General features: G+C 32.6%; 7 protein-coding genes and 1 tRNA gene. 4 read left to right on the top strand and 4 right to left on the bottom strand.

The features are described from left to right. Window positions 1–40: 40 nt before the first annotated feature. Window positions 41–1,108: a 2Fe-2S iron-sulfur cluster binding domain-containing protein gene (locus tag IPO86_06165; GenBank protein ID MBK9727687.1), complete on the bottom strand. Its 1,068-nt coding sequence runs from the start codon at window positions 1,106–1,108 to the stop codon at window positions 41–43. A gap of 84 nt (window positions 1,109–1,192) precedes the next feature. Then, complete coding sequence (locus IPO86_06160; GenBank protein ID MBK9727686.1) at window positions 1,193–1,534, bottom strand: DUF2853 family protein; 342 nt, start codon at window positions 1,532–1,534, stop codon at window positions 1,193–1,195. A gap of 203 nt (window positions 1,535–1,737) precedes the next feature. On the opposite strand from IPO86_06160, the gene IPO86_06155 reads away from it, so the two are divergent. Next, entirely contained in the window at window positions 1,738–4,791 is a 3,054-nt protein-coding gene (locus IPO86_06155; GenBank protein MBK9727685.1) for a M1 family metallopeptidase, read from the top strand. 149 nt (window positions 4,792–4,940) lie between these two features. Here the strand turns inward: IPO86_06155 and IPO86_06150 are convergent, their stop codons facing one another. After that, window positions 4,941–5,612 carry a DUF4397 domain-containing protein gene (locus tag IPO86_06150; protein ID MBK9727684.1) on the bottom strand — a complete coding sequence of 224 codons (672 nt, stop codon included), beginning with the start codon at window positions 5,610–5,612 and terminating at the stop codon, window positions 4,941–4,943. Window positions 5,613–5,766: 154 nt separating this feature from the next. On the opposite strand from IPO86_06150, the gene IPO86_06145 reads away from it, so the two are divergent. After that, window positions 5,767–6,627 (top strand): M48 family metallopeptidase, encoded by an 861-nt coding sequence (locus tag IPO86_06145; protein MBK9727683.1) that lies wholly within the window; start codon window positions 5,767–5,769, stop codon window positions 6,625–6,627. 254 nt (window positions 6,628–6,881) lie between these two features. Next, a complete protein-coding gene (locus IPO86_06140; protein ID MBK9727682.1) occupies window positions 6,882–7,955 on the top strand; it encodes a ketoacyl-ACP synthase III in 1,074 nt (357 codons plus the stop codon). A gap of 196 nt (window positions 7,956–8,151) precedes the next feature. Here the strand turns inward: IPO86_06140 and IPO86_06135 are convergent, their stop codons facing one another. Further along, a complete protein-coding gene (locus IPO86_06135) occupies window positions 8,152–12,273 on the bottom strand; it encodes a gliding motility-associated C-terminal domain-containing protein (protein MBK9727681.1) in 4,122 nt (1,373 codons plus the stop codon). 310 nt (window positions 12,274–12,583) lie between these two features. Between IPO86_06135 and IPO86_06130 the strand changes: the two genes are divergently transcribed. Continuing rightward, window positions 12,584–12,657 (top strand) — tRNA-Asp (locus IPO86_06130). The last annotated feature ends 397 nt before the right edge of the window (window positions 12,658–13,054 follow it).

The raw sequence follows: 13,054 nt of genomic DNA, 5'->3' as shown, positions 1-13,054 counted from the left end.
GCTTAATTTTATTCCCATTTATTGACTCAAAAGTCAAATTTTACACATCAAAATTAACAACCACCGTATCACTCGTTGGGAATGCTTGACAACTAAGTATATAACCATTCTTTAGCTCATCTGGTTCTAATCCATAATTTACAAGCATTTCAACATGTCCACTTAGTAGTTTTGTTTTACAAGTACAACAAACCCCGCCTTTACATGCAAATGGTAAATGCGCACCTTGGCGCAATGCAGAATCCAAAATACTTTCGGTATTAAACGGTAATGCATATTCAAAAGTTCTACCATCTAGGGTCATTCGAACTAAACAGCTATCTTTTTCTGATGCATACGAAATTATAGGTTTTGGTTTCTGAACTTGCACACCAAATAACTCCATATGAATATTCTGTATATTGACACCTAATGCTATCAAAGATTCTCTTAATTCTAAAATCATGGTTTCAGGTCCACACATAAAAAATTCATCAACCTCCCGAATATCAAATAAATTTTTGGCAAATGCTTTCAGTTTAGCACCATCGATCCTCCCATTAAACATGGGCTCTTCCATCAATTCCCTGGAAAGTATAAAATGCAAGGACAATCTGGAAGGATACAAATTTTTCAAAGACATTAAAGATTCTAAAAATATAATATGTTCTGTTTTTTGATTTCCATAAAAAAGTAAAATCGAACTATTGGGTTCAACAAATAAAATTTCTTTGATAATAGACAGTATTGGAGTAATCCCACTACCGGCTGCAAAAAATACATAAAATTTTTGATTCTGCTTTTCAAGTTTAGTAAAAAACCGTCCTCCTGGTGGCAAAACGGATAACCGATCACCAATTTTTAATTGCCGATTTATAAATGTACTAAATTTTCCATTGTGTACTTCCTTAACTGCTACACACCACCTTTGTTCTGATGGTGCCGAACAAATTGAATAGGATCTTCTGATGGATTCACCGTCCAACTCCTTTTCAAAAGTAAGATACTGACCTTGTGTAAATAGAAAAAGCTCTTTTAATGCTGCTGGAACTTCTAACTCAACAGTAACACAATCTTCAGTTTCCCGGTTAATTTTTTTAACCAGTAATTCGTATAATTCATGCGCCATGTCACAAAATTACACGAACAAAATCAAATTTATTAAATAAAAACGCGTCAAAAGACTCCTTCTTCATAGTTATAAAATAACAAATTAATCGTTGTAAAAGGAAGCTTTTCCAAATTTTTCTACTAAAAGATAGTAAAATAAAGCACGGTGTTTATACCGATTATTAAAACCTAATTGGGCAGTTACTTCTGAAATTATGGTATCTATCAACAATTCATCCTGAATTTCCAATTTCTTTGCAATAAAATTCGACCTTATATGGCTCATTTCTTTAGCATCCGACGTAGCTACCAAAGAGGCATCCGGATGATATAATGCAGGTCCTAGACTTTTTGCAATTTTATAAAATAAGGATTCATCAATATACAAACCAAGCTTCTTTGCTTCTATTAATAAAAATTCAACTTTTTCTTCAAATTGACGCATGCTGAAAGTTGTAATGGCTGCTAAAGGTAATAAAACTTTTATTCAAAATAAAATCACAATCTTTTATAAAATAATTCTTTGTTTAAAATTTTGCCCTTTGTTAGCAAATCAATACAGAATGCGACTTAATTTAAATCATATAGATACTTTTTACAATGCAAAATTCCTTTAAATGAGTACATTTGTAAATAGAACATATAAAAATGAAGATTATTTTCACGCTTTGTATCCTGCATTTATTTCTAGCTGCAATTTGCCAAAAAGCATATTTTCAACAAGCGCTCGAATATCATATAAAAGTTCAGTTAAATGATTCGGAACATAGTTTAACAGGGGAAATTAAAATAGTTTATAAAAATAATAGTCCTGATGTTTTAGATAAAATAGGATTTCACCTTTGGCCTAATGCCTATAAAAACAAGAATACATCCTTCTCAAAACAAAAAATTAAACAAGATGATTTAAACTTCTTTACGGCATTGGATTCTGATCGCGGTTTCATTGACAAGTTAGATTTTAAAGTAAACAATATCCCTTGCTTCTTGCAATTTGAAAAAAATAGTGAAGAAATGGCCTGGCTAAATTTACCAAGCCCTCTTTTACCTGGAAATCAAATTGAAATTACCAGCCCATTTTATATAAAAATTCCCTATACTTTTAGCAGGTTAGGGCATGTCGGACAAAGCTACCAGCTAACTCAATGGTATCCTAAACCGGCTGTTTATGATCATAAAGGATGGCATTTAATGCCCTACTTAGATCAAGGTGAATTCTATTCAGAATTTGGAAATTACTTTGTGGAAATTACCTTAGCTAAAAACTATGTGGTAGCTGCCACTGGAATTTTAGAAACTCAAAATGAATATTTATTTTTGGAAGAAAAAATAAACCAAACAAAAGAAACAATACAACAACACAACTATAAATTTATTCCTGAACAAAAATCAGATTCAGCTTATAAAACCATTCAATATACTGCAAAAAATGTTCACGATTTTGCTTGGTTTGCAGATAAAACATTCTATGTTCAAAAATCTGATGTATTATTAAAATCTGGCAAAAAAATTGAAAGCTGGACTTTTTTTAACAATCCAGAATTATGGTCAGAATCAACTCATTATGTCAATCGTGCATTGAAATTTTACTCCGATAATATAGGTGAATATCCATATCCACAAGCAACCGCTGTGGAATGCGCTTTAAATGCCGGTGGCGGTATGGAATATCCAATGATAACCGCGATTGGTCAGGCATACACAAAGGAAAATTTAGATATTGTAATCACACATGAAGTTGGACACAATTGGTTTTATGGAGTATTAGCCTCTAATGAACGGGATCATCCTTATTTGGATGAAGGTATCAATACTTATTATGAACAACGCTATACTTCACAATATTATAAAACATTTGAACCTGCGCAATTTCCAAATGTATTCGAACCAATTACAGGTGTTCTATCCTCCAATAAGTTAGACTATTTGGTTCCAGCTAGAGCTGGAACCGACCAACATCCAAATCAAAATTCAGAAAATTTTACACCCTACAATTATGGAAACGATGTATACGAGAAAACTGCCAAATTATTTAAGTATTTAGAAACTTATCTTGGCAGGGCGACATTTGATAAATGTATGCAAAGCTATTTTGAAATTTGGAAATTCAAACATCCCTATCCTGAGGATTTAAAACAGATCATTACATTCGTTTCCAAAACAAAAGTAGATTGGCTATTTAATGGATTTCTGGATAGCGACCATAAAATGGATTATAGTATTTGTAATGTCAAGACACAAGAAAATGAATATATACTTAAAATAAAAAATCTAGGAAATGTAGATGCTCCCTTTATGCTTGCTGGAATCAAAGATGGTAAAGAAGTGAATCATAAACTCATTAGCGGCTTTACAGGATCCCATAAAATTAGTTTTCCAAAAGGTGATTACGAATATATTGCGATTGACCCGGATCATGCATCGTTCGATCTTTACGACTATAATAATTACATTAAAACCACAGGCTTGTTTAAAAAAATGGAAGCTTTTAAAATTCGAATGCTGCCTATAACAGACCAACCAAGACAAACAGACATTGGCATCACCCCTATTATAGGCAACAATTCATATAATGGAATAATGCTCGGGGTTTTAATTTCAGGACCCTGGATTCCAAATTCAAAATGGATTGCACAACTATTGCCATTTTATGGTTTGAAAAGCAAATCTTTAGCAGGTCAATCGGAATTTGGATATCGTTGGTTTTTAGCAGAACATAAGATTCGGGAATTCAGTGTAGGCGCAAAATTAAAAAAGTATGCTTATAATAAATATAAAGAAGAAAATTTAAACTATCACCAAATAAATCCCTATTTCAAAATAGTATTTAAAACAATTCCAGCTTCAAAAATAAAAACTGGGCTTGATTATAATCTATTTTGGATACAAGATGAATATATATCATTTAAAGATAGCAGTGTTAATTCTGCTTTCGTTGATAAAGTGAATCGGATTTCTCAAAAATTGAATTTCTATTATTCCAAATCTTCTATTTTAGGAAATTCCAATTTTGATTTATCTTTAAGTTATTTGAATCAAAAGATTAACAAGGATCTAAACCAAACTCTGCTATTAACAGAGTTCACTGCAAAAAAAACATTTCGATATAAAATAGATCGCTACTTTGATACCAGGATTTACATTTCTTTTTATCCCTATAATACAGAACGGAATTCAAATTCTATATCATCGCGCTCAAGGCCAAATTATTACAGAGGTTCTACCGGATTAGCCTATCAAAATTATCTTGATGATCAAAATGAAGATCATTTTTATGGCAGATCAAAAACAACTGGTATTTGGGCTCAGCAAATTTATATTAAACAAGGTGGATTCAAATTGGTTACAGGGGATGCTCAGCGAACAAATATTGGCAACAGCAATCAATTTATTGCAGCATTTAATACTTCTTTGGATTTACCTTTTAAATACATAGGTAAAAAAATAAGACCCTATCTCGATGTCGGGTATTTTGAACAATCTCTTATTGAAAATAAAAATAAATTTTTATTTAGTGCAGGAATTGGCTTAACTATCATTCCGGGTGTCTTAGACATCTATTTTCCAATCATAAATTCAAACTATATTAATACAATCTACAATTCTAATCCAAATCACAATTACTGGAAGGAAATCAGCTTTTCACTTAGTATTAAACCACCGACATCACAAGAAATACTACAAATTTTTGGATTAAATTAAATTCCTATTTAATCTTTTTTTTTATGTTATTCCTAAATCCTTCAAGTTCATGGAAAGATTAATAAAATCATTTCTGAATTTTTTTTAAAAAAACAAATCCTCTTTTCAGTAATGTTGATTTTCTCAATCTCCAGAAATTCAATGAGTGTTTATTTATTTATTATAAAATTCACACTAGCTTTTGGGGTTTGTCCAACCAATCCTGTTACGAGAATGCTATATTTTTTATTGGCGTTTAAATTAAAATTGGTCACTTTTGCAAATTCAGTTGCCCCAGATTTAATACTTAAATCATATTTATTGGGACTCAAACTTACAAAATCAGAACTTGATTTATAGTTTACGCCACTTACCAGATCTGCACCTGAAGTAATTGAAAGGGTCATTTGATTAGAATTTGAAGAAAGATTAATTAAACGGATATAACCTTTTGAGCTATCCGAAATAGTTAAATTATCTTCTTGAATAACAAGTTCAGGATTTAATGTGTTCCCAGTGGCCATCAACGTATAATTCTTTTCTCCAGAAATATTAAAGTTATTGGATACCACAATAGAACCTGTTGTATTATCTCTAATTTTAAATGATTGGCTACCGTTCTGAATTTGGTTATACGCACTAAAGCTTCCGAACCCCGCGGTCAAAGCAACAATTGTAGAATCCGCAATGATCACTGTAGAAACTTTTCCATCCGTCAATCCATTAACAAACATAAGATTCGCCGGACCAGATGCGCCTGCATCATCTTTACTACAATTCTGGAATAAAATCCCGCTAAATAAAATCCATCCAAAGGACAGAAAAAGAGCATACTTTTTCATAATGTAAAATTAAATAATGTTAAAAATAGAATATTGAAAATAGGGCGAAGTAAGAACTGTAAATTTATTACAATTCTCAGGATAACGACAAATTATTTTTTTTATTTTGTCAGCGGCATTTTTATTGGTAAATTTGATACAAAATCATTAGAGGATGAGCATATTTCGCAAACAGGTGGGAACAGGAATAGGGAATTCAAATGTTTCTTCCAGCATTGGAGGGAATCGATCCAGAGTCGGTGGAACCTTAATTTTGGCATTGCTATTAGCAGGTTTTTCATATTTTAAATATTGCAGTACGAAATCTTTTAATGAATATACTGGTAATTATCAACATGTTGGAATCAGCCCTGAGCAAGAAATCGCTTTAGGGTTAAATTCAGCCCCAGCTATGATGCAACAACATGGTGGGTTGCATGCTGATCAAAGAGGCCAGGATTTAGTAAAGCGAATAGGTCAACGACTAGTTCAAAACACGATAGCACAAAAAACTCCGTATTCATATGATTTCCATCTTTTGGCAGATGAAGAAGTAATAAATGCATTTGCATTACCAGGTGGTCAAGTATTTATTACTGCTGCATTGTTTAATAAATTGAAAAATGAAGATCAGCTTGCCGGTGTTTTTGGCCATGAAATTGGACATGTTATTGCACGTCATGGGGGTGAGCGAATTACCCAAAATGAGTTTTTTGAAGGATTATCGGGTGCTGCGGTTGTAGCTACTGGCGATGCAAATACGGGTCAAAGTGTTGCTGCCATGTTGAATCAGTTTTTCTCTATGCCTTATGGAAGGGATCAGGAACTTCAATCAGATGATATTGGGGTCCGATTAATGCTAGATGCAGGATATAATCCGGAAGAAATGATTGGCGTCATGGAAATTCTAAAAACCGCTTCTGGTCCAAATCGCACACCGGAAAGATTAAGTACGCATCCAGACCCTGAAAATCGAATTGAAAAAATAAAAGAAGCAATTCAAAAATATAAAAGCCAATCTCCTGTGCAACAATAATATTAAAAAATTAATTTTTTTCAATTTGTAGTCTCTATATAATTTAAGTTACAGCAATTGGATGGTTATAATTCTGAAAATAGCTAAGAATATTTTTGAAATTGTCAATTGAATTATGCAATCAGAAGAAAAATTAGTATTAATTTGCCATCCTAATCGATCTATGCAAAATTCCAATATTTTTTTCACAGTTTTTGAACTATTCAAAAACAAGCGTTTTCTGTTATAAAACGATATTTACTTAAAAAAATAATATGTATAAAAGTGTGATCACAGGCACCGGTAGTTATATGCCAACACAAATTAAAACTAACCGAGATTTTACAACGCATAATTTTTATAATGAAGATAGAAACCGAATAGAAGCAGACCCTGTTGAAGTGGTTTCTAAATTTAAACAAATCACTGGTATTGAAGAGCGAAAATATGCTTCAGAAGATCTCAATGCTTCTGATATCGGAGCCATAGCAGCTAAAAATGCCATTGATGATTCTAATATAGATATGGAAACAATTGATCAGATCATTGTAGCACACAATTATGGGAATACCATTAAACATACAATTCAAACGGACAATGTACCTTCTCTTGCTTCGCGAATAAAACATAAACTTGGAATTCAGAATCAGAGATGTATTCCGTATGATGTTATCTTTGGTTGTCCGGGTTGGATTCAGGGATTAATTCAAGCAGACATTTTCTTAAAAGCAGGATATGCTAAAAAATGTTTAGTCATTGGTACTGAAACATTAAGCAGAGTATTAGATGTATATGATCGGGATAGTATGTTGTTTTCTGATGGCTCTGGTGCTTGCATTTTAGAATACCAGGATATAGATTCCAATTTAGGTGGCATATTAAGCCACTCCAGTTTATCCCATGCAACAGAAGAGATTCATTATATTTTTAATGGTCCCTCTTATTTTCCAAATTCTGATCCACGATTGCGTTTTATTAAAATGAATGGTCGCAAAGTATATGAATATGCTTTAAAACAAGTACCTCAAGCGATGAAAGAATGTATGGATAAAACAGGTTATCAAATTTCAGATTTAAAAAAAATATTTATTCACCAGGCAAATGAAAAATTAGATGAGGCTATCATTAAAGCTTTTTACAAATTATATAATCTGAATACAATTCCAGAGTTTATCATGCCGATGAGTATTCATACTTTTGGTAATAGTTCGGTTGCAACAGTACCTACCTTGTTTGATATGGTTCGAAAAGCTAAAATTCAAAACCATGAATTACTAAAAAATGATTTAGTGCTTTTTGCCTCTGTCGGAGCGGGTATGAATATAAATGCAGTTTGCTATCAAATTTAATTAGTTTATGAATGTTGAATTCATTTTTAAATGATGATTCATTTGTTTTTACAACATAGTCGAAAAAATAATTAATAGATATAATGGCCAATTAAAAACCTGCAATTCTATTTAGCGAAAGGCTTAACAAGTATTTCATAAAAAAAATTCTACTTTTAAAAATCCTACTTAGCTTTCAACAATAGTTTTTGGTAACTTATCTAACCAAGGTAATATCGCCTACTAATTTTTGAGTTTCACCATTATTCCAAATAACCTCCATTACATAAACATAAACTCCTGGATTCATTTTTATTCCTTTAAACTCACCATTCCATCCTTCAGAGGGTAAATTCGGTTGAAACTTTTCATTCTTAAAAACTTGTTCCCCCCAACGATTATAAATTGTCATAAATCTGATACTTTGATAGCTATCATCAACTACCGTTGGATAAAACCAATCATTTACAGCATCACCATTCGGACTAAAAACAGTTGGGGTCCAAATTCCTCGTCGTATTATTTTTATCAAAATTGTAGCACTGGCTATGCATCCTTGTTTATTTGCATAATTTACAGAATAGTATGTTTCTTTGTCTAAACCAAGAACTACTGGTTCAGCACAATCCAAACATGACAGTTTTTCTGATGGAGTCCATTCAATCCATAGAATAGAATCTAAAGGAACAGAAAAAACAGGCCTCAATTGGTAATTAGTGCCTAGATCAATTTTAATAATTGAAGGCAAGGTAACGGTCGGGTTGGATGGTTTTTGAATCGTAATATCTTTTGAAAAACTGCAACCGTTAGCATCCAGTATACGAATATTGCGAACGCCTGAAGAAAGATTATTGATTGCATTTCCATTTACTAAAGTTCCATCTAGAAAATACATAAATGGACTCTGACCTCCTATGATTTGGTTGATTAAGATTGAACCCTTTTCATTAAAACATTTAGGTTGTTGTATTGTGTAATTAAAATCTGTAGGAATATTGAGATTTTCAAAAACTTCTATAGAATCAATGTCGGTACACCCATTTTCAAGATTTTGAACTTTTAAAATATATTTAGCTGCTTTATCAACAACACAAATTAATTGTGAATTTGAAGACAAAATTTGAGCAGTTGCACTGCTCCAGTAAATTAATAAATTATTCCCACCATTTTGAATACTTGAATGGAGCTCAATAGTTTTTCTGGAACAATTTAATTCATCTGGTATTTGAATCGTTATTTCAGGATGTATTTTATTCTCTATGACCCAAACACTGTCTGCCTCGAAACATTTATTGATGGTATCTAATATCCTAAAAAAATACAATCCAGGCTGATCCACGATGATTGTGTTGGCCATTGGATTTCCAGGTATTGTTCCATTCATACGAGTCCATAATGCACTAAAACGATTTCCAATGCTAGACCCTATTGTATTTATTTGAATGCTTGGATTATAACAACTCAGGGTATCCGGCTTTTGTATACTGATTACCGGTTTAACCAAATCTGGAATAATCAATATGGTATCGGAGGAAGAACAACCATTCCATAAATTCAATACTTTAAAAAAATATCCGCCGGGTGTATTAATGGCAACTTTTTGCTGATTAGGGTTCGATAAAATGCTGCCATCATTTGTTATCCAATTAAATTCAAATGAATTCCTATTGCCAGACACCAAGCCTTCCAGAATGATTTGATTCGTATTACAATTCCAAACGAGATCAACACCTGCATCGATGACCGGTTTTAGCGTATCAATACGAACAAACGTTTGTACGGTAGTGCTGCACCCATTTATTTTATCTACCGCAGTAAAAAAATAACTTCCTGGTAATTGAATCTTTGTGCTTAATGAATCCGGAGATTGAATCCCAGTCCCTAAACTATTTGTCCAATGAAATTGGAGAGGATTTCCACTCTGGGAAAAAGCAGATCCAAGCAACGTTATTTCGGTTACAAGACAATTTAATGTATCTGGAGTGGCAACAGAAACAATTGGCTTATTCGTATCTGGAAATATGTTAATGCTTGCAGTATCACTACACCCATTCAAGGTATCTAAAACAATAAGTTGATATTTCCCTGGTTTATCTGCTTCCATTTTATTTGTACCTAAGCCCGATTTAATAGAACCATCAAGACTTGACCAAAGATACCTGATTGAATTCCCAGCACTACTATTTGAAGCGTCTATTGTTTTAACACTATCTATACAGCTAAAACTAAGATCTGGACCTAGCATTGCATTTGGCGGCACAATATTTTCATCGACAAATATTGAATCTTCATTTTCACAGCCATTTGTTGGGTTCATGATATGAATAAAATACCAAGCCTTTTGATTCACTATAGGTTCAAGCGTATTTGATCCAGATAAAATATTTCCGAATAAAGTAGACCATACTATTTGCAAGGTATCGGTAAGGTTAATCCGTGCTTGCAATTTTACAGAAGTATTTATACAGGTGAGCAATTCACTATTACCTGCATCCAAAAAAGGAATCGATCTGATGTCTGTAACAATCAAACTATCTGTTACTTCACAACCATTCGATTCATTTAGAATTTGCAGTTTAATGTTTGAAGCGTTTGCAATGTTTTGATCTATTAAAGTGGATTTTTTTGCAAATACAAAATTATTTATTGTCCAAATATAAGAAAATTCTGGCGATGAATTCTGCAATTGATTCGTTATAATAACCCCATCATTTAAACAGTCGATGATTTGGTTCAAACCCAGGTCAATCAAAGGATGAATCGTATCCAAATAAACATTCCAAGATGCACTATCCTGACAATGGTTGCGTGTATCCAAAATAAATAATTTGTAGACTCCACTAACAGAATCCAAAATAGAACTTTTATTAGTCAATATTTTTTTATCCGGTGTCACCCAACGAATGTTATACTTTAAACTATCTGTTAGACTTGATTTTAAAATAACATTTGATGTAATACAATTTAAAAGTGTATCTCCAATGATTTTGGCAAGTGGTTTTAAAGTATCTGAGAGTACATCATAGTCCAAACTAAGTTTACATCCTGAGTTTTGATCCGTAATTGTAACAAAATACTTTCGAGCCTTTTTAATAAAAATAGAATCTGTGTTTTGACCACTTAAAATTAAACTATCAGGTGCCCATTTAAACGAATACAATCCACTACCAGTAACTATGGTAGCTTTCAGCAATATACTATCTTGTCGACAGTTTATTTTTTCATTTACCTCGATGGTACCACTCAATATTTCAGGGGCAATGTATTCAATTGAAGCCTCTTGTTCGCAAATCACATTCCCATTTGTATAGATCACTTTAACGGTATAAATACCGGAACCTTTGGCTTTTGCTATGAGTCCATTTTGAGAAAGGATCACTCCAACATCCGTTGACCAGACATAACGAATATTGGGTCCAGTAGATGAACCAAGAGCTGTTAGATCAAAAGGGTCGGATGAACATTTAGCTTGAATCGGGATATCAATTTTTGCAACAAGATTGACAATTTCAACCATCACTTCATCCATATCCATGCAAGTTTCATAAAGTGTGATATCGTCTACTGCAAAATCATTTCCACCCCGGATTCCTGTAGTTTCACTAATACAAAGTTGAGAATTCGTTGTGGTTGCAATAAAATTTACCACAAATCGCTCCCAGTTACACAAACCACCTGCTTGTGTGGTACCAATTGAAGTACCATTAAGTTTTACATTTAGCTGTGCGATATTAGATCCAACTACAGACTGGCTCCAAAATTCAAATTGATATCTACGACCTATAACAGTAGGAATAGTTTGGCACCAAAAGTTAGTATTTGCAACCGGTGACCCATTTAACAATAACATATTTCCACTTCCAGAAGTATGGTCACCACATGGACTAAAACCTCCATTCCATGAAGATGGATTTGCTGTTACAAAATATTCACCTTCCGTTATATTGATTGTATTATAAACATAATTTGAAACAAAGCCAGTGTTTCCAGCATCAAAATCGCTGTTTACAATCAAATTTATGGTGGACAAACCTTCTGCTGTTAATTTAAAGGTATATTTTCCAGGGTTTTTGATCGAAACTATAGGGTCCAGGATGTTGGGATCACTTAATCCAAAAACAGGAGTCCAATAAATCTTAGTATAATTACCTTGCACCGAGCCTTGAAGTTGAATTAATTGGCCAGGCTCACATTGCCACATATCAGGACCAGCATCTGCATCTAAACCAGCGCATTGCGAAAACGAAACTTCATAAGAAAAGAGCACAAAGGCAAGTTGTAAAATCTTGATTATATGCTTCTTACAATCAATTTTAAAATTCCTTGTTATTTTATACATCAATAGTTTATAATATTTAAAACTTAATGAAAGATACAAAAAATTCAAATTCAGATTCAAAAAATGGTCTAAATACTTGATAATTAATCCAATAACTCAATATGAGTCCTTATAATTCGGATCCTAAGAACAGCAAAATGTATTAAATATACTTCGGGAATCCTTTGAAAAATAGATTGATAGTTATTAACTTTGCCGCTCCAATTTAATAAGTGGGCTTGTTTTAAACCATATTTGATTAAAATAAGTTCCTTTTGTACATAAAGAAAGTTTTATAATAACTTTGGAAAAATAAAATTAAAAGAACTATGGATCGGTAGTTCAGTTGGTTAGAATGCCGCCCTGTCACGGCGGAGGTCGCGGGTTCGAGTCCCGTCCGGTCCGCAAGAAACCTCACATAGTGGGGTTTTTTTGTTTATAATAGATTGATTCCTACAATCTAACAAAAAAAATCATTAAAACTCCATCTCTTAAAGCTTTCAATTACATATTCATTTATAATGCACAAAGCATAATTGTATTTGTAAAGCACACCAGTGAAGTAGTTTAATTTTACTATTTATTAAATTTAAAATAAAGTGCATTAGAAGTGTTTCAACTTTTAGTATTAATTCCTTTGCGTTTTACCAATAGATCCAAATAAGATGCTCACATACTATTTAAGTATTGTTGTATTTGGAAATCAAGGCGAATTTCAGAATGCGCTAATAAATCTCATTTCTGGAAATGATGAGAGTCATATATTTAAATTAAAGAGTAGACTAAACTTGTGCTAAAGTTT

The sequence above is a fragment of the Saprospiraceae bacterium genome, assembly GCA_016717265.1.
In the GTDB taxonomy this organism is placed as follows: domain Bacteria; phylum Bacteroidota; class Bacteroidia; order Chitinophagales; family Saprospiraceae; genus Vicinibacter.
The sequence above is the reverse complement of the archived record's forward strand: the minus strand, read 5'-3'. Positions and strand labels throughout refer to the sequence as shown.